Genomic DNA, 17,119 nt, shown 5'->3' with positions numbered 1-17,119 from the left:
GCCCCCGCGAGCGAAGCGAGGTTTGCCTGTGGCCACGAGCGTGCGACGTGCCGTACTGACCCTGCCTGCCGCCCCCCTGGGGCCGGAGAACCCCCTGCCCGCGCTCCGGCCGCTCGGCGAGACCCACTCCGTGAGCGACAGCGTCAAGCGGGAGCTGCCCCGCGACATGGCGCGGCAGATCGGGTACGAGCCGCTGCGCACCGTCCTGCCCGTCCGGGTGCGCGACGGCTACGGACGCGACCGCGAGCCCACCGGCCTCGACACGATCGTCATCGAGAACGACCGGCTGCGGGCCACCGTCCTGCCCGGCCTCGGCGGACGCCTCCACTCCCTGCACCACAAGCCCACCGACCGCGAACTGCTCTACCGCAACCCGGTGTTCCAGCCCGCCGACTTCGCGCTCAACGGCGCCTGGTTCTCCGGCGGAGTCGAGTGGAACATCGGCGCCACCGGACACACCACCCTCTCCTGCGCACCGCTCAACGCCGCGCTGGTCCCCGCGCCCGACGGCGGCGAGATGCTCCGGCTGTGGGAGTGGGAGCCACTGCGCGGCCTGCCGTTCCAGGTCGACCTCTGGCTGCCCGACGCGTCCGACTTCCTGCACGTCGGCGTACGGATACGCAACCCGCACCAGGGCCCGGCCCCCGTCTACTGGTGGTCCAACACCGCCGTCCCCGAGGACGAGCACACCCGGGTCCTCGCCCCCGCCGAGGAGGCGTGGCACTTCGGCTACGAGCGGAGCCTGCGCCGGATCCCGGTGCCCGAGCACGAGGGCGTGGACCGCACCTACCCGCTGCGCGGCGAGTTCCCGGCCGACTACTTCTACGAGGTCCCCCGCGACTTCCGCAAGTGGATCACCTCGCTCGACGGCGACGGCCGGGGGCTCGTCCAGACCTCCACGGACACCCTGGGCGGCCGCAAGCTCTTCGTCTGGGGAGCCGGGCGCGGCGGACGGCGCTGGCAGCGGTGGCTCACCGAACCGGGCACCCCCGGCTACGCCGAGATCCAGGCCGGGCTCGCCCGGACCCAGCTCGAACACGTGAAGCTCGACGGGCACGACGAGGTCAGCTGGCTGGAGTCGTACGGTCCGCTGTCCGCCGACGCCGGTACCGTGCACGGCGCCGACTGGGACGCCGCCCGCGCCGAGGTCGACACCCGGCTGGAGGAGGCCCTGCCGCGCGCGGACGTCGACGCCGCGTACGAGGCGTGGCTGCCGCACGCGGACACCGAGCCCGGCGAACGCCTGGCGACCGGCTCGGGCTGGGGCGCGCTCGAAGTGCTGCGCGGCGCGATGCGCGGCGGGTACCGGCTGCCGGGCACACCCTTCGACGAGACGATGCTCGGCGAGCAACAGGCGCCGTGGGTCGAGCTGTTCACCCAGGGCACCCTGCCGAAGCCGCGCGAGACGGCGCCGCCGGGACCGTCGCTGGTCGCCCCGCACTGGCGCGACATGCTGGAGACCGCGCCCGCAGAGCCGCTGACGGAGTATCACCTGGGCGTGGCCCAGTGGCACGCGGGCGATCGGGCCCAGGCGGTGCGCAGTTGGGAACGCGGCCTGCAACTGGCCACCTCCCGCTGGCCGTTGCTGCGCTGCCTGGCCGTCGCCGACCAGGAGGGCGGCAACCCCGGACGGGCCGCCGACCTGTACGCGGAGTCCTTCGACGACCTCTGCCGGGAGCGCGGCGACCAGGAGGACGGGTCCGAGTCCTGGGACGCGGCCACGGCGGCGCTGGCCCGCGAGGCGATCGCCGCGCTGCTCGCGGGTGACCGCGCGGGCGACGCGCGGGGCGTGTGGGACCGCCTGCCGGACCCGATCCGGAAGCGGGGCGCGTTCCGGCTGATCGAGGCCCGGCTGCTGCTCGCCGAGGGGGACAAGGCGGCGGCCCGCGCCGTGTTCGACGCGGGTTTCGAGGTGGCGGACCTGCGGGAGGGCGCGGAGACCCTGAACGAGGTGTGGGCGTCCCTGACGGACGATCCGCTGCCGGAGGAGTACGACTACCGGATGCGGCCGGGGGACTGAACGGGGCCGGCCGGGGGCGGGCCTCGACGGGTCCGCCCCCGGCCGGGACGGGCGCGGCCCCGACGGGCCGGGCTCGGGTGGTCGGGCTCCGCCGGTGGGGCTCGGGCGGTCTCGTTCCCCGGCCGGGCCCGGCCGCCCCGGTCTGAGCCGGTGGGGCTTACGCCGCCGGGCATAGGCGGCCCGGCTCGGGACAGGGCGGGTCGGACCTGACCGCTCGGGCCCGACCGGCCGGTCTCGTTCGGGCCCGGCCGATCAGGTTCACGCGGCCGGGCTCAGGGACCGGTTCGGGCCTGACCGCTGGGAGCCGGGCTCAGCCGGTCGGGCTGAGACCGGTTGCTCCCGGCCGGTCTCGCTCGTGAGGCCGGCGTCAGGGGCCGGTTCGGGCCTGACCGCTCGGAGCTGGGCTCAGCCGGTCGGGGCCGGGTTGCGGTCCACGTACTCGAAGACGGAGCCGTCCGGGTGGACGGCGATCAGGTTGCGGCCCGCCGGGGTGGGCACCGGGCCCGCGAGGACCTGGGCGCCGACGCCCGTGAGCGCGGCGTACGCCTCGTCCACGTCCTTCACGGCGATCGTCGCGGTGACCTTGCGCAGCACCTCGATCTCCTCCGCCGGACCGCTCATCAACAGGAAGCAACTGACGGCGGCGGCGGAGACCCCGCCGCGCTCGAAACGGAGCGCGGGAGTGCCGGTCAGCCGTTCGTAGAAGGCGACCGAGGTCTCCAGGTCGTCGACGCAGATGCGCAGCGTGGTTCCCAGGATTTCCATACCGGTGAGGGTAGCGAAGCAGTCCCGGTCGCGACCATGAACCTCCGGGAACCAACCCTCATACGCGGCACAGGAGTTCGCCGTGCGGGACCATGAACCACCCGTCGGGGTCGGCGCCCCACGCGCGCCAGGCCGCCGCGATCCCGGACAGCGCCTCCTGGTCCGCGTGGCCGCCCGCCACCGCCAGCTCCGCGTACACCGAGTCGGTGGTCCGCTCCGCCCACAGACCGCTCCACCAGGCGCGCTCCTCCGGGGTGGCGAAACACCAGGTCGCCGCCGTGGACGTGAGGTCGGTGTCCGCGAAGCCCGCGCGGCGGGCCCAGGCGCGCAGGGCGCGGCCCGCGTCGGGCTCCCCGCCGTTGGCGCGGGCCACCCGGCGGTACAGGTCCCGCCAGCCGTCCAGGCCCGGCGACGCCGGGAACCAGGTGAACGCGCCGTAGTCGCTGTCCCGCACCGCGACGGTGCCGCCGGGCCGGCACACCCGGCGCATCTCGCGCAGCGCCCGTACCGGATCCCCGACGTGCTGGAGTACCTGGTGGGCGTGGACGACGTCGAACGAGTCGTCGGGGAAGTCCAGCGCGTGGACGTCGGCGACCGCGAAGCGGACGTTGTCGGCGCCGCGCGCCCCGGCCTCCTCGCGCGCCCCCTCCAGCACGTCCGCCGTCGTGTCGACGGCGGTCACCGTGCCGGGCGCCACCAGCGCGGCCAGATCGGCGGTGACGGTGCCGGGGCCGCAGCCCACGTCCAGTACGTCGAGACCCGAACGGAGCGCGGGGAGCAGATACGCCGCGGAGTTGGCGGCCGTGCGCCAGCGGTGCGAGCGCAGGACCGACTCGTGGTGGCCGTGGGTGTAGACGGCGGTCCCGCTCGTCTCGTCCTTCGTCTCTTCTCTCGTCCCGCGCGCCTCTCGCGGCATGACCGTGGTTCCTTCCGTGACGCCTTCCGGTCCCGGTCACGGTACGCCGCCCACCCGGTATATGAGACCGGCGTCTCAGGATGCGGCTAGGACGCCGGTGTGCACATCCACTCCTCACGGGTGAGCGCGTACTCCACGTCGCCGTGCTCCGACCCCTCGATGACCTCGGGCCACTCCTCGACATACGTACGGATGTGACGCAGCCCGGCCTTCTCCATGACCCGCCGGGACGCCCCGTTGACCGTCATGGTGGTGGCCGTGACCTGCCGGGTGCCGAGTTCGGTGAACGCTTTGCGCACCAGCGCGCGGGCGCCCTCCGTGGCGTAACCCCGTCCCCAGACCGCCCGGTGCAGCCGGTAGCCCAGCTCCACCGCCTCCCAGCCGGTGTCGTTCAGCGGTCGCAGTTCGAACCAGCCGAGGAACGCGCCGGTGGCCCGCTCCTCCGCCGCCCAGAAGCCGCGCCCGAGCAGCCGGGGCAGTGCCTCGGCCCGGAAGGTGTCGGGCGCCGCGGGCATCCCGCCGTCGATGAAGCGCTTCACCCCGGGGTCGTTGTCCAGTGCCAGCAGCCGGTCCAGATCGGCCTCGGCGCAGTCGCGGAGCCGCAGACGCGCGGTGAGCAGGAAGGGATCGGTCGCGGGAGGGGGTGCGGGTGCGGGATCGGGCCCGCGGCCGGGGGTCACTGGAACGTGCGCGGACGGTAGACCGTCAGCGCCTCCTCGCCCTTGTCGATGATCAACTCGCGCGGCGATTCGGCGACTTCGCCGTCGAAGGCCAGCGGCGTACCGGGCGCGATCCCGGTGATCCGTACCCGCCGCATCCGCTCCGCCGCGTGCACCGGCGACCGGCTCAGCGGACCGGCCGCCGCCGCTGCCAGCAGCCGCAGACTCGGGTAGCTGCCGCCGTGCACGATCCGTACGTCCAGCAGCCCGTCCGCCAGGTCGAGCCGGTGGCCGGGGGTGAACCCGAAGCGCTGGTAGATGCCGTTCCCGGCGAACAGCATCCACAGCGACCGCCGCCGGCCGTCGAACCCCGCCTCCAGCTGGTGCTCGCCGCGCAGCACCTTCGCGGCGGCCACCACCCCGGCGGGCCAGCCGCCGATCCGGGGCGCCCAGTGCTCGCGCACCCGCACCAGCTCCGGATAGACGCCCAGGCTGAAGGTGTTGAGGAAGTGACCGCTCACCCCGTCGGGCCCGGTGAACCGCCCCAGGTCGACGCGGACCGCGTCGCCCGCCGCCAGCGCGCGGCAGGTGTCCTGGCCGTTCTCGATGCCGAGGTCGTACGCGAAGTGGTTCAGCGTGCCGCCGGGGAACACCGCCAGCGGCAGCCGGTGCCGGGCCGCCACCACCGCGGCCCGGTTGACGGTCCCGTCGCCGCCGACGATGCCGAGCGCCTCGCACCGCCCCGCCGCCTTCTCCAGCTCCGTGTTCACCTCGTCGGGTTCGCACTCCACGAACTCCGCGAGCGGCAGCGTGGCGCGCAGCCCGTTCGCCATGTCCGACGATCCCGAGGCCCGGTTGACGATCACCACCAGGCCCTCGCCGTCCGGCGTCTCCGGTGCCTGCGCGTGCGGCCGGCCCGGCGAGGGCAGCTGGGAGCGGGTCGGCACGATGCCCCGGACCGCGTACGCCGCGCCCACCCCCAGCGCGGCGCCCACCAGCACATCACTCGGATAGTGCACACCCGTGTAGACGCGGGACGCCGCCACGGAGAACGCGATCGGCGCCACCACCGCGCCCCAGCCCTTCGACTCCAGCGCGACACCCGTGGCGAACGCGGCGGCCGACGCGGCGTGCCCGGACGGGAATGACGTGGTGAAGGGCTGCCGCTTCAGCTGCCGTATGACCGGCACGGCGTCCAGGACGGGCCTGCGGCGCTGCACCGACCGCTTGCCGACGGTGTTGATGGCGGCCGAGGCCACGGCCAGCGAGGCGACCCCGCGCAGGGCGGCCCGCCGGGAGCGCTGGCCGCGCCCGAGGAGGGCGATGCCGGCGGCGGCGCCGAACCAGAGGAGGCCGTGGTTGGCGGAGCGGCTGAGCCGGGGCAGTACGGGTTCGGCGCCCGGCCAGTGACGGTTCGCCGCCGACCGGAAGACGCTCTGGTCCCAGCCGGTGAGCAGCGCGGCGACCCGGGCCCGGGTGCCGGGATCGACCGGGGTACGGCGGCCCGCGTGGATGTCAGACATGGAACGCGAGTACCCCGTACGGCGCGGCCCCAAGCAGTCTCCGCAGGAGGCCGGGCCCGGGGCGGAAACAGGCCCTGACCGGCCCCGCTCGCGTCCTCCCCGGCGTCCGGGGAGAGTGGGGACATGGACGACTCACTGCTCGACCGGCACGCCGAGGCGCTCGACCTCTTCACCGACCGGGTGCACGCGGTCGGCGCGGACCGGTGGGCCGCGCGGACGCCCTGCGAGGGGTGGTCCGTACGCGACCTGGTGAACCATCTGACCGTCGAACAGCTGTGGGTGCCCCCGCTGGTGAGCGAGGGCCGGACCATGGCCGAGGTGGGCGACGCCTTCGACGGCGACGTCCTCGGCGACGACCCGGTCGGTGTCTGGGACCGCGCCGCGGCGGCGGCCCGCGCGGCGTTCGGCGAACGGGGCGCGATGGACCGGGCGGTGCCGCTCTCGTACGGGGAGACCGGCGCCGGCGCCTACTGCTCGCAGATGGTGCTCGACGCGGTGGTGCACGCCTGGGACCTGTCGCGCGGGATCGGCGCCGACGACCGGCTGCCCCGGGACCTGGTGGACTTCGCGCTCGGCGAGGTCGAGCCGTACGCGGACAGCCTCTCCGGGAGCGGCCTGTTCGACCCGCCCCTGGACCCGCCGCGGGGCGCCGACGACCAGACGCGCCTGCTGGCGATGGTGGGGCGCCGGGCGTAGGCCGGGGCCGACCAGCGGCGCCGCGGCGCCGTCCGCGAACGCCGGGGGCCGGGAGGTGGCGGGCATGGGGACGACGGGTTCGGCGGGCGGCGGCCACGAGGGTCACGGCCCCGTACGGTACGGGCCGTTCGCCCCGGACACGGGCCTGCCCGCGCTGCCGGAACTGGTCGAGGTGCTCGCCGGGGCCGCCGCCCGTACGCTGCCCGAACCGCCCGGCGGCGGACCGGTGCTGCGCGAGGCGGCCTGCGGCTACTGGTCGCGGCGCGGACTGCTCACCCACCCTCCGGAGGTCGCTGTCGCGGCCGGTGCCCGGCCGCTGCTCCTCTCGGTGCTCGCCGCGCACGGCGGCGACATCCTCATGCCGCGCCCGCACCCGGCGTCCTGGGGGCCGCTGGCCCGGCTGCTGGGCCGCCCGGTCTTCCCGGTGCCCGTCCCGGCGGAGTGCGGCGGCATACCCGATCCGTACGCCCTCCTGGAGACGGTGCGCCGGGTACGGGCCGAGGGCGGCACACCCCGGCTGCTGCTGCTCTCCCTCGCCGACGACCCCACCGGCACCGTCGCCCCGCCCGAACTGCTCCGGGAGGCGTGCGAGGCGGCCGTCGGCGAGGGCCTGCACATCGTCAGCGACGAGACGTGGCGCGACACCCTGCACCCACCCCGGGAGACGGTGCCGCTCAGCCCCGCCGAGATGTGGCCCGACGACGTCACGGTCCTCTTCGACCTGGCGGGCGCGCTCACCCCCGCGTCCTGGCCCGCCGCCGTCGCGCGCTTCCCCGCCACACCCGCCGGGGCCGCCCACCGGGCCCGGACGGTGGACCGTCTCACGGCGCTGGGCGCGCTCGTCGCCGGGCCGGTCGCCGCCGCCGCGAGCCGCGCGCTGGACGAACCGGAGGCCGTGACCGCGCGGACCGCCGCCACCGCCGCGCTGCACGCGCGCGTGGCGGACGCCGCCCACCGGGCCGTCCTCGCCGCCGGGGCGCTCGCCCGGCCGCCCCGCGCGGGGCGCCATCTGTACGCGGACCTCGGACCGCTGCGGCGCGGCCTGGGTGCCCGGGGGGTGGGCGACTCGACAGAACTGGAGGAGTACCTGGGCGAACGGCTCGGCACACCCGTGCCCGGTGGGCACCGGTTCGGGGACGAACCGGGCGCCCTGCGGGTGCGGCTCGCCACCGCCCCGCTGCTCGGGCCGAACCCGGAGGGGCGGATGGAGGCACTCACCGCAGTGGATCCCCTGGAATTGCCCCAGGTCGCCGAAGCGCTGAGCATTTTGACGGCGGCCCTGGGGGAACCGCGCTGAGCCCCGCCCGCCACCCCGTACCACCGTCCGGGGCGGACAGCCCGTACCACCGCCCCCACGTGTCGTACCGCGCCGAACGGAGCCCCGATGACGGATCAGACCGATCGGACGGACGACACCGGCCCCGGCACGACCCCCGCCCCCGCCGGGCCCGCTCCCGCCGGGGCGCCACAGGCCGACGACCCTGGTCCTGCCGGGGCCCCGCGCGCCGGCAACCCGGCTCCCGCTGGGGCCGCCCCCGCCGGGCCCGCCCCGGCCGACAACCCTGGTCCTGCCGGGGCGGCGCAGGCCGACCAACCCACTCCTGCCGGGGCGGCGCGCGCCGAGAATCCTGGTCCTGCCGGGGCCGTGCGCGCCGGCAACCCCGCCCCCGCCGGGCCCGCGCACACCGCCCGCCCCGGCGGCGTACTCCGCCCGGTCGGTGAGATCCGCGGGCCCTGGCCCCGTTCCTTCGCCGACCGGCTGACCGCCCCGCTTCCCGGTGTCCGGGCCATGGCGCGGCTCGCCCGCGAGGGTGCCGCACGGCCCGGCCGGGGCGCCCTCGACGCCGTACCGCTGCTGCCGTTCGCGCCGGCGCCGCTGCCCGCCGCGGACACCCGGACCGTGGCCGTCACCTGGGCGGGGCACGCGAGTTGGGTGATCCGTATCGGCGGGCTGACCGTCCTGACCGACCCGGTGTGGTCGCGGCGCATCCTGGGCACGCCCGCGCGGATCACCCCCGTCGGGGTCCGCTGGGAGGACCTGCCGCCCGTCGACGCGGTCGTCATCAGCCACAACCACTACGACCATCTCGACGCGCCCACCCTGCGGAGGCTGCCGGGGAACACCCCGCTGTTCGTGCCCGCCGGGCTCGCCCGCTGGTGCCGGCGGCGCGGCTTCACCCGGGTCACCGAACTCGACTGGTGGGAGGCGGCCGAACTGCCGGCGGGCGAGGGCGCCGCCGTACGGTTCGACTTCGTCCCCGCCCACCACTGGTCGAAACGGACCCTCACCGACACCTGCCGCTCCCTGTGGGGCGGCTGGGTCCTCACGGACGGCGCGACCGGCGGGCGCGTCTACTTCGCCGGGGACTCCGGCTACGGGCACTGGTTCCGGGAGATCGGCCGCCGGTACCCCGGCGTCGACCTCGCGCTGCTGCCCGTCGGGGCGTACGACCCGCGCTGGTGGCTGCGCGACGTCCACACCGACCCGGAGGAGGCCGTACGGGCCTGCCAGGACGTGGGCGCGCGGCACATGGCCCCCATGCACTGGGCGACGTTCGTGCTGTCGGCCGAGCCGGTCCTGGAGCCGCTGACGCGGGTCAGGGCCGCGTGGGAGCGCACCGGGCGACCGCGCGAGCAGCTCTGGGACCTGCCCGTCGGCGGCTCACGCGTCCTGACGGTCCCGCACACCCGCTGACCGCTGACCGCCGACCGCCGGGCCGCGCCGATGCCCTCACACCCCCGCCGACCGGCGGGCCGCGCCGATGCCCTCAGGCCCGCTGACCGTCCGGCTCCGCCGGCCCCTCCGGGCCGCCGTTGCCCCCGCCCTCCGCCGCGTCCGCCGCCCGGCCGGTCCGCAGTCTGCGCCATGCCGCCGGGGCGCCGCTGATCAGTACCGTCAGCGCCACCGCCGCCAGCACGCCCTCCCACGGCTCGTCGAACAGCGACCCGCCGAGGATGCCGATCAGCTGGTACGTCGCCGCCCACGCCAGACACGCGGGCAGCGCGCCCTTGACGAACCTCGGCGTCGGCCACCGGGCGAGCAGACAAGCCAGCATCACCGGTATCCGCCCGGCGGGCACCAGCCGCGACAGCACCAGCACCGTCACGCCGTGCTCCCGCAGCTTGCGCTGCGTCTGTTCGAGCGTCTCGTCGGAGACCCGCCGCTCCAGGGCCGCCAGCCACCGTGAGCCGTTCTTCGAGTTGACCCCCCGCCGCCCCAGCCAGTACAGCGCGATGTCCCCCAGGAACGCCGCGAACGACGCCACGACGAAGATGAGCAGCAGCGCGAGCGGCGACGTCTGATGGAACGCGACGACCGCCGCCGAACTCACCAGGGCCCCCGTCGGCACCACCGGCACCAGGGCGCCCAGCGCCACGAGCAGGAACAGCGACGGATACGTGACGGCCTGCTGCGCGGACTCCGACGGGAACTGGCTCATGAGCTGGTCGATCACCGGCCGGCCCCCGGCCGGACGCTCTCGCCGTGCGCCAGCCGGTGCACCGCGACCCCGGGCGCGCACCGGGCCGCCAGGCGGACGAACTCGTCGCCCGGCGAATGGAATTCGTGCGGTCTCACCCCGTCCAGACCGATCGGCCAGTACGTGCCGTAGTGCACCGGCACGGCGGCGTCCGGCGCGAGCCGGGCCAGCGCCTCCGCCGCGCGGCCGGCGTTCAGATGACCGTGGCCCAGATGCGGCCCCCAGCCGCCCACCGGCAGCAGCGCCACGTCGACCGGGCCCACCACGTCCGCCATCTCGTCGAACAGCCCGGTGTCGCCCGCGAAGTAGGTGCGGCGCTCACCGGTGATGACGTAGCCGAGCGCGGGTGCGCGCTGCGGTCCGACCGGCAGCCGCCGCCCGTCGTGGGAGGCGGGCACCGCCCGCACCCACAGCGGACCGATCTCCACCTCGTCACCCGCGTCGACCTCGGTGATCCGCAGCCCGCCCCGGCGGCACGCGGCGTCGAGCCGCCGCAGGCCGTGCACCGCCCGCCGCGCGCCGCGCGGCACGATCAGCCGCGTGCCGGGGGCGAGCCTGGCCAGCGACGGCAGATGCAGATGGTCGGAGTGCAGATGCGAGACCAGCACGGCGTCCGCGACGGCGGCCTCCGGCGGTGGCACCTCACCGCGCCGGCGCCGCAGATGGGCGAGCCGCCGGGCGAACAGCGGGTCGGTCAGTACCCGGACACCGGAGTCCTCGACCGTGCAGGTGGCATGCCCCCACCAGGTGATGACGTTTCCCACAGCGGGACCTCAACTCCGTCCGTATCGACTCTCAGCGTACGGCGGGCGCCCGGCGGCCGGGACTCCACCGGCCCGTCCCGTCCGCGCCCCGCGCTCCGGAGGGCGTACGCCCACGGCATCTCCGTGCGCCCGCATCTGCCCGGTACGCGCCTCCTTAAGACGGCCCGACCGGAGTAGGGTCGTCGAACACCGGGGAACAGGGGGCGACTTCGGGGCAGCGGTCGGGTGCGGCGGAACGGGGGGCCTTCCGGATGGGCGACTTACGCGTGGCGGCCATAGCCAGCCTCACCCCGCTCGAAGAACTCGACCGCGAGCCGTTCCTGGTGGACGTCCGGGGCCAGCAGGCCATGTGCGCGCGGTGGGCCGCCGACAAGGGCCATGTCGTCACCCGCCAGTTGCTCCTCTACCGGACCCGCTCCGACCACTGCGGCCTCTGGGTCGACGTGGAGGCCGGCGCGATCGACGCCTTCGTCGTCCCCAACGACCGCGTGCTCGGCCGGGCGATGGCCTCGGTGCCCGCCTTCCTCGCCGAATGCGAGCGCCGGGGCGTCCCCGTGGAGACCGCGGACCTGGACGAACCGTCGTACGACGCGACGTCCAAGGCCCGGGTCCACCGCAGGTACTCCATGCCGACCGCGGGCTACGACGGCTGCTGAATGCCGACCGCGGGCTACGACGGCTGCTGAACGGCCCGCCCCGGGGCCCGCCCGGGGATCCGCCGGAACGGCCCGTCCCCCGGACGGCGACCGGGCCCGCCGCGCGCTGTGTCAGGCTGTCACCGAGCCCGTGGAGGTGTGCGGGCCCTGGACGTGAGGTGACAACGCGGTGTTCGAGGGGCGAGGGCGGACGGCGGGCAGAGCCCTGGTACGGGTGGCCGTCGTGTGGGCGGTCTCCGCCCTGACCATGCTGGCGCTCGCCGGGATCCTCCCCGACTTCCAGCTCCAGGGCGACGACGACAGCCTCACCAGGACCGCCATCACCGCCGCCTGGGGCGCGGGCGCCTTCGGCCTCCTCAGCGCCCTGGTCTGGCCCTTCCTGGTCCGCGCGCTGCTGCTCGTGCCCGCCGTGCTGCTCGGTCTGCTGGTCTTCTTCCTCAACGGCTCGCTGCTGCTCGTCGCGCTCAAGGTCACCCCCGACGGCGGTGGCGCCGCCGACCCCGAGAACGCGATCGTCGTCGCCGCCGTCATGTCCGCCGTCGCCTCCGCGACCTCCACCGCGCTCGCCGTGCGCGACGACGACGCCTACCGGCGCAGGCTCTCGCGCCTGGCCGGCCGCCGCAGACGCCGGGGCGGCGAGGACGGCCCCGGCCCGGCGGTCTCGCCCGGCATGCTCTTCCTCCAGCTCGACGGCGTCGGACACCAGGTGCTCCTCGACGCCGTCGCCGACGGCCACATGCCCACCGTCGCCGGCTGGCTCGGCGAACGCCCCACCCACCGGCTCACCCCCTGGCGCACCGACTGGTCCAGCCAGACCGGCGCCAGCCAGCTCGGCATCCTTCACGGCACCAACCACGACGTCCCCGCCTTCCGCTGGTACGAGAAGGACAGCGGACGGCTCATGGTCAGCAACCGGCCCGCCAGCGCGGCCGAACTCCAGCGCCGCGCCGTCGAGCGCACCCGCGACGCCGGGCTGCTCACCCTCGACGGCGCCAGCCGGGGCAACCTCTTCAGCGGCGGCGCCGACCAGCTCGCCCTCGTCCTGTCGATGGCCGCCCGGCGCGGCCGGGCCACCCGCTCCCGGGCCGGGTACCGGGCGTACTTCACCGACCCGGCCAACGCCGTCCGTACGGCCGTCTCCTTCGTCGCCGAGGTCGGCCGCGAGATCGGCCAGTCGACGCGCGCCCGGGTCCGGGGCGACCGGCCCCGGGTGCGCCGGGGCGGGCTCTACCCGCTGATCCGGGCCTTCGCGACCGTCGTGGAACGGGACGTCGTCGTCGCCGCGGTGATCGGCGACATGCTGGCCGGACGCGCCGCCGTCTACGCCGACCTCGTCGCCTACGACGAGGTCGCCCACCACTCCGGACCCCACAGCCGCGACGCCACCCGCGTCCTGGAGCGGCTGGACCGGTCGATCGCCCTGCTGGCCAAGGTCGCGGAACACGCGCCCCGCTCGTACCGGCTGGTCCTCCTCTCCGACCACGGCCAGAGCCCCGGCGAGACCTTCCGGGGCGCCTACGGGCTCACCCTCCGGGACCTGGTGCGGGCGGGCTGCGGACTGCCCGTACCGCGCCGCGCGGGCCACACCCGCAGTGGCGCCGAGGCACGCTACGCGGCCTGGGACGCCGTACGGACGGCCCTGCACCGCCCCGTCGAGGACGAGCTGACCGAGGGCGGCGGCGACCGGCGTCCGGCCCGGGACTCCGACCCGATCGTGCTGGCCTCCGGGAATCTGGGGCTGATCTCCTTCCCCGACGTCCCCGAGCGGATGAGCCGCGAGCAGATCGACCGGCGCCACCCCTCGCTGCTGCGCACCCTCGCCAACCATCCGGGCATCGGCTTCCTGCTCGTACGCGGCGAGGCGGGCGGTTCCGTGGTGCTCGGCCCCGGCGGGGCCGAGGTCCCCGTCGCCGAACTGGACGACGACTCCGGCCCGCTCGCCACCATGGGGCCGGGCGCCGCCGACGCGGTCCGGCGCACCGACACCTTCCCGCATGTCGCGGATATCATGGTCAACTCGGTCCACGACCCGGCGACGGGCGGGGTGCACGCCTTCGAGGAGCAGATCGGCTCCCACGGAGGGCTCGGCGGCGAGCAGTCGAACGCCTTCCTGCTGTCGCCCCTGACGCTGCCCGCGCCGGTCCCCGGCGGTGGCCCGCTGGCGGGCGCGGAGCAGGTCCACGCGGTGCTCAAGCGCTGGCTGTACGACGGCCTGGGGCCGCAGATCCCGCTCGGGACGACCCCGGTGACGGGCACCGAGACCCGGCGGGAGCCGGCGCCGGACGCCGGCTGAGCCCCCGGCCCGGTCGCCGCTCCGTCCGCCCGACCTCCGCTCCCCTGCGCCCGACCTCCGCTCCCCTGCGCGGGCCTCCGCTCCGTCCGCCCCGTCACCGTTCTGCGCGGTTCCCTCAGGTGGGGCAGTCTTGGACAAAAGGGGCGGGACGGGTATGTCCGTGGTGTGCCGCCGTCACCCTCGGGCACCCGGAGAGCCGGTCCACCGCCCGTCCGGCCGCCGCACCGGCCGCACCACGTGAGGACGAGGAGTGACATGCGTAAGGAACTACTGACCGAACTGGCGCAGCAGCTCAGGGTCGACTCGGTCCGCGTCGCCGACATCGCGGGCTCGGGCCATCCGACGTCCTCGATGTCCGCCGCCGACCTCGGCGCCGTGCTGCTGGCCAACCACCTCACGTACGACTTCGACCGGCCCGAACATCCGGGGAACGACCGGCTGATCTTCTCCAAGGGCCACGCCTCGCCGCTGCTGTACTCCATGTACCTGGCGGCCGGCGCCATCGACGAGTCGGAGTTCCGCACCTACCGCCGCGAGGGCAGCCGTCTGGAGGGCCACCCCACGCCCCGGCTCCCCTGGGTGGACGTCGCCACCGGATCGCTCGGCCAGGGCCTGCCCGTGGGCGTCGGGATGGCGCTCGCCGGGCAGCGGCTCGGCCGGGTCCCCAACCGGGTGTGGGTGCTGTGCGGCGACAGCGAGATGGCCGAGGGGTCGATCTGGGAGGCCGCCGAGCACGCCGGGTACCAGCACCTCGACTCACTGACGCTGATCGTCGACGTCAACCGGCTCGGCCAGCGCGGCCCCACCCGCCACGGCCGGGACATCGGCGCGTACGCCCGCAGGCTGCACGCCTTCGGCTGGCACACCATCGAGGTCGACGGCCACGACATCGAGGCTGTCGAGGCGGCCTACGACGAGGCGGCGTCCACGGTCGGCGAGCCGACCGCGATCATCGCCGCCACGAAGAAGGGCCGGGGCGTCGCCGCCGTCGAGGACAAGGAGGGCATGCACGGCAAGCCCCTCCCCGACGCCGCGCGCGCCATCGAGGAACTGGGCGGGCGGCGGTCCATGCGGGTCGACGTGCGCAAGCCCTCGTCGGGCGGCACCGAACCCCGCCCCGAGATCGGCCATCTGAACCTGCCGCGCTTCGACGTGGGCGACGAGATCGCCACCCGTGACGCGTACGGGCAGGCCCTCACCGCCCTCGGCTCCGCGCGCGGAGACATCGTGGCGCTCGACGGCGAGGTCGGCGACTCGACCCGTACCCAGTACTTCTCCAAGGAGCACCCCGAGCGCTACTTCGAGCTCTACATCGCCGAGCAGCAGCTGGTGGCGGCGGCCGTCGGCATGGGGGCCTGCGGGCAGATCCCGTACGCCTCCACCTTCGCGGCCTTCCTGACCCGGGCGCACGACTTCCTGCGGATGGCCACCGTCAGCCGGGCGTCGATCAGCGTCGTCGGCTCGCACGCCGGTGTCTCCATCGGCCAGGACGGGCCCTCCCAGATGGGGCTCGAAGACCTCGCCATGTTCCGCGCGCTGCACGGCAGTACGGTCCTCCAGCCGTGCGACGCCAACCAGACGACCCGGCTCGTCGCCGCCATGGCCGAGCTGGAGGGCGTCAGCTATCTGCGGACCCTGCGGGGCAAGTCGCCGGTGATCTACGGCGCCGACGAGCAGTTCCCGGTCGGCGGCAGCAAGATCCTCCGGCACACCGTGGACGACCGGATGACCCTCGTCGGCACCGGGGTCACCGTCCACGAGTGCCTCAAGGCAGCCGATCTGCTGGCCGCCGACGGCATCACCGTGCGGGTGATCGACATGTACTCGATCAAGCCCGCCGACGAGGTGACCCTCCAGGCCGCCGCCGCCGACACCGGGTGCCTGATCAGCGTCGAGGACCACCACCCGCAGGGCGGGCTGGGCGACGCCGTCGCCGAGGTCTTCTCGGACGGCCGCCCCGCGCCCCGGCTGGTACGGCTCGGCGTCCGGAACATGCCGGGCTCGGCGACCCCCGACGAGCAGCTGCGCGCGGCGGGCATCGACGCCGAGTCGATCGCCGCCGCCGTGAAGCTGCTCACCGGGACGGCGATGGTGCGCTGAGAGCGGCGCGGACGGAGGCGTGCGAACGCCGTCGGGCGAGCACACGCAAGGACGGAAGGAAACAAGGACGGAAGGACACAAGGACGGAAGACCGGCAGGACGTACGGACAGACGGAACCAGACGCGGACAGAAGGGCGTGAGTGGCATGCGCGTGGCATTTCTCGTGGCACCCGAAGGCATCGAGCAGGTCGAACTGACCGAGCCCTGGCAGGCGGTCGTCGACGCGGGCGGCGAGCCCGTCCTCGTCTCCACCGAGGCCGGCGAGGTGCAGGCGCTCAACCATCTCGACAAGGGCGACACCTTCCCGGTGGACGCCACGGTCGCCGACAGCACCGTCGACGGCTTCGACGGGCTCGTCCTGCCCGGCGGGGTGGCCAACCCGGACGCCCTGCGGCTGGACAAGGACGCCGTCGCCTTCACGAAGGGCTTCTTCGACGCGGGCAAGCCGGTGGCGGCGATCTGCCACGCCCCCTGGACCCTGGTCGAGGCGGACGTCGTACGGGGCAGGACGCTGACCTCCTGGCCGAGCCTGCGGACCGACATCGGCAACGCGGGAGGTACCTGGGTGGACGAACAGGTCCAGATCTGTACGGACGGGCCGAACACCCTGGTCACCAGCCGCAGGCCCGACGATCTCAAGGCGTTCAACTCCGCTTTCCTCGACGTCTTCGGCGGCTGACAGGACCGGTCGCGGAAGGTGTCCGCTTGCGGACACCCCGTGACCGGCGCAGTGTGGACGAGCCGGACGACTTCGTTTCCGTCGCCCGGTCCGCCGGGCCGACCTGGGGAATCGGGAGAAGAGCATGCTTCTGCCGGACAAGGCCGGGCTCGCCCAGCTGCTGCGCCGCTACCGGACCTGGGAGCGGCTGGTGCTGCGGGAACCGCACGATCCCGTACGACGGCGACGGCTCGACGACGTCGCGTACACCCTGTGCGTGCTGATGGGGCACCGCACCGTCGCCGAGGCGGTGCGGGCGGCCGAGTCGTATCTCGGCGCGGTCGCGCGCGGCGACCGGAGGGCTCCGGCCGGGCGGCGGGCGCGGGGCCGGGCGGTGTCGCGGATCCGTCGCCACGGCAGCGACAGCAAGGAAAGGGCGTAGCCCACGGCCGAACGACCCGGCCGTCCCGGAGCGCCTCCCGGCCATGACGGCGTCACCCGGCGCGCCGTCGCCGCCGTCACCGCCCTCCCGTGGGAACGACACCGCCGCCGGGCGGCGAGCACTCGTGTGCCCGTCGCCCGGCGGCGG

General features: G+C 75.1%; 15 protein-coding genes. 9 read left to right on the top strand and 6 right to left on the bottom strand.

The annotated features are described in order from the left end of the window. The first annotated feature begins 28 nt into the window (after positions 1 to 28). On the top strand, positions 29 to 2,020 hold the full coding sequence (locus OG875_RS03680; RefSeq protein WP_330172765.1) for a DUF5107 domain-containing protein: 1,992 nt from the start codon (positions 29 to 31) through the stop codon (positions 2,018 to 2,020). A gap of 405 nt (positions 2,021 to 2,425) precedes the next feature. On the opposite strand, the gene OG875_RS03675 is transcribed toward OG875_RS03680, so the two are convergent. The 4 genes from OG875_RS03675 to OG875_RS03660 form a co-directional block, all read right to left on the bottom strand. After that, entirely contained in the window at positions 2,426 to 2,785 is a 360-nt protein-coding gene (locus OG875_RS03675; RefSeq protein WP_330172764.1) for a VOC family protein, read from the bottom strand. Between the two features lie 58 nt (positions 2,786 to 2,843). Beyond that, a complete protein-coding gene (locus tag OG875_RS03670) occupies positions 2,844 to 3,701 on the bottom strand; it encodes a class I SAM-dependent methyltransferase (protein WP_330172763.1) in 858 nt (285 codons plus the stop codon). An 86-nt stretch (positions 3,702 to 3,787) separates the two neighbouring features. Further along, positions 3,788 to 4,381 (bottom strand): GNAT family N-acetyltransferase, encoded by a 594-nt coding sequence (locus OG875_RS03665; RefSeq protein WP_330172762.1) that lies wholly within the window; start codon positions 4,379 to 4,381, stop codon positions 3,788 to 3,790. Beyond that, positions 4,378 to 5,883 (bottom strand): bifunctional phosphatase PAP2/diacylglycerol kinase family protein, encoded by a 1,506-nt coding sequence (locus OG875_RS03660; protein ID WP_330172761.1) that lies wholly within the window; start codon positions 5,881 to 5,883, stop codon positions 4,378 to 4,380. Before OG875_RS03660 ends, OG875_RS03665 begins: the two co-directional genes overlap by 4 nt. A gap of 123 nt (positions 5,884 to 6,006) precedes the next feature. On the opposite strand from OG875_RS03660, the gene OG875_RS03655 reads away from it, so the two are divergent. From OG875_RS03655 to OG875_RS03645, 3 genes are all read left to right on the top strand, one after another. Continuing rightward, the gene (locus OG875_RS03655) at positions 6,007 to 6,579 is read left to right on the top strand and encodes a TIGR03086 family metal-binding protein (RefSeq protein ID WP_330172760.1); all 573 of its coding nucleotides are present in this window, start codon (positions 6,007 to 6,009) and stop codon (positions 6,577 to 6,579) included. Positions 6,580 to 6,643: 64 nt separating this feature from the next. Next, positions 6,644 to 7,876 (top strand): aminotransferase class I/II-fold pyridoxal phosphate-dependent enzyme, encoded by a 1,233-nt coding sequence (locus tag OG875_RS03650; RefSeq protein WP_330172759.1) that lies wholly within the window; start codon positions 6,644 to 6,646, stop codon positions 7,874 to 7,876. 87 nt (positions 7,877 to 7,963) lie between these two features. After that, the gene (locus OG875_RS03645) at positions 7,964 to 9,274 is read left to right on the top strand and encodes an MBL fold metallo-hydrolase (RefSeq protein WP_330172758.1); all 1,311 of its coding nucleotides are present in this window, start codon (positions 7,964 to 7,966) and stop codon (positions 9,272 to 9,274) included. A gap of 73 nt (positions 9,275 to 9,347) precedes the next feature. Here the strand turns inward: OG875_RS03645 and OG875_RS03640 are convergent, their stop codons facing one another. After that, entirely contained in the window at positions 9,348 to 10,019 is a 672-nt protein-coding gene (locus OG875_RS03640; RefSeq protein WP_330172757.1) for a DedA family protein, read from the bottom strand. 11 nt (positions 10,020 to 10,030) lie between these two features. Then, entirely contained in the window at positions 10,031 to 10,822 is a 792-nt protein-coding gene (locus OG875_RS03635) for an MBL fold metallo-hydrolase (RefSeq protein ID WP_330172756.1), read from the bottom strand. A gap of 251 nt (positions 10,823 to 11,073) precedes the next feature. On the opposite strand from OG875_RS03635, the gene OG875_RS03630 reads away from it, so the two are divergent. From OG875_RS03630 to OG875_RS03610, 5 genes are all read left to right on the top strand, one after another. After that, positions 11,074 to 11,478, top strand: a complete 405-nt coding sequence (locus tag OG875_RS03630; RefSeq protein WP_330172755.1) for a hypothetical protein — start codon at positions 11,074 to 11,076, stop codon at positions 11,476 to 11,478. 169 nt (positions 11,479 to 11,647) lie between these two features. Further along, entirely contained in the window at positions 11,648 to 13,771 is a 2,124-nt protein-coding gene (locus OG875_RS03625) for a phage holin family protein (protein WP_330172754.1), read from the top strand. A gap of 255 nt (positions 13,772 to 14,026) precedes the next feature. Further along, positions 14,027 to 15,871 carry a transketolase gene (locus OG875_RS03620; protein WP_443079056.1) on the top strand — a complete coding sequence of 615 codons (1,845 nt, stop codon included), beginning with the start codon at positions 14,027 to 14,029 and terminating at the stop codon, positions 15,869 to 15,871. A gap of 146 nt (positions 15,872 to 16,017) precedes the next feature. Beyond that, the gene (locus OG875_RS03615; RefSeq protein ID WP_330172752.1) at positions 16,018 to 16,551 is read left to right on the top strand and encodes a type 1 glutamine amidotransferase domain-containing protein; all 534 of its coding nucleotides are present in this window, start codon (positions 16,018 to 16,020) and stop codon (positions 16,549 to 16,551) included. A gap of 124 nt (positions 16,552 to 16,675) precedes the next feature. Beyond that, the gene (locus OG875_RS03610) at positions 16,676 to 16,972 is read left to right on the top strand and encodes a DUF5133 domain-containing protein (protein ID WP_330172751.1); all 297 of its coding nucleotides are present in this window, start codon (positions 16,676 to 16,678) and stop codon (positions 16,970 to 16,972) included. Positions 16,973 to 17,119 lie beyond the last annotated feature (147 nt).

Origin of the sequence: Streptomyces sp. NBC_01498 (genome assembly GCF_036327775.1) — a bacterium.
GTDB lineage: Bacteria > Actinomycetota > Actinomycetes > Streptomycetales > Streptomycetaceae > Streptomyces.
Note: the sequence above shows the minus strand (reverse complement) of the source record. Positions and strands in the feature narration are given on the sequence as shown.

Bases quoted from the DNA above. Each gene is read 5' to 3' on its own strand.
- OG875_RS03675 (WP_330172764.1), bottom strand. From the start codon at position 2,785: ATGGAAATCCTGGGAACCACGCTGCGCATCTGCGTCGACGACCTGGAG.
- OG875_RS03670 (WP_330172763.1), bottom strand. From the start codon at position 3,701: ATGCCGCGAGAGGCGCGCGGGACGAGAGAAGAGACGAAGGACGAGACG.
- OG875_RS03660 (WP_330172761.1), bottom strand. From the start codon at position 5,883: ATGTCTGACATCCACGCGGGCCGCCGTACCCCGGTCGATCCCGGCACC.
- OG875_RS03655 (WP_330172760.1), top strand. From the start codon at position 6,007: ATGGACGACTCACTGCTCGACCGGCACGCCGAGGCGCTCGACCTCTTC.
- OG875_RS03650 (WP_330172759.1), top strand. From the start codon at position 6,644: ATGGGGACGACGGGTTCGGCGGGCGGCGGCCACGAGGGTCACGGCCCC.
- OG875_RS03645 (WP_330172758.1), top strand. From the start codon at position 7,964: ATGACGGATCAGACCGATCGGACGGACGACACCGGCCCCGGCACGACC.
- OG875_RS03640 (WP_330172757.1), bottom strand. From the start codon at position 10,019: ATGAGCCAGTTCCCGTCGGAGTCCGCGCAGCAGGCCGTCACGTATCCG.
- OG875_RS03630 (WP_330172755.1), top strand. From the start codon at position 11,074: ATGGGCGACTTACGCGTGGCGGCCATAGCCAGCCTCACCCCGCTCGAA.
- OG875_RS03620 (WP_443079056.1), top strand. From the start codon at position 14,027: ATGCGTAAGGAACTACTGACCGAACTGGCGCAGCAGCTCAGGGTCGAC.
- OG875_RS03615 (WP_330172752.1), top strand. From the start codon at position 16,018: ATGCGCGTGGCATTTCTCGTGGCACCCGAAGGCATCGAGCAGGTCGAA.
- OG875_RS03610 (WP_330172751.1), top strand. From the start codon at position 16,676: ATGCTTCTGCCGGACAAGGCCGGGCTCGCCCAGCTGCTGCGCCGCTAC.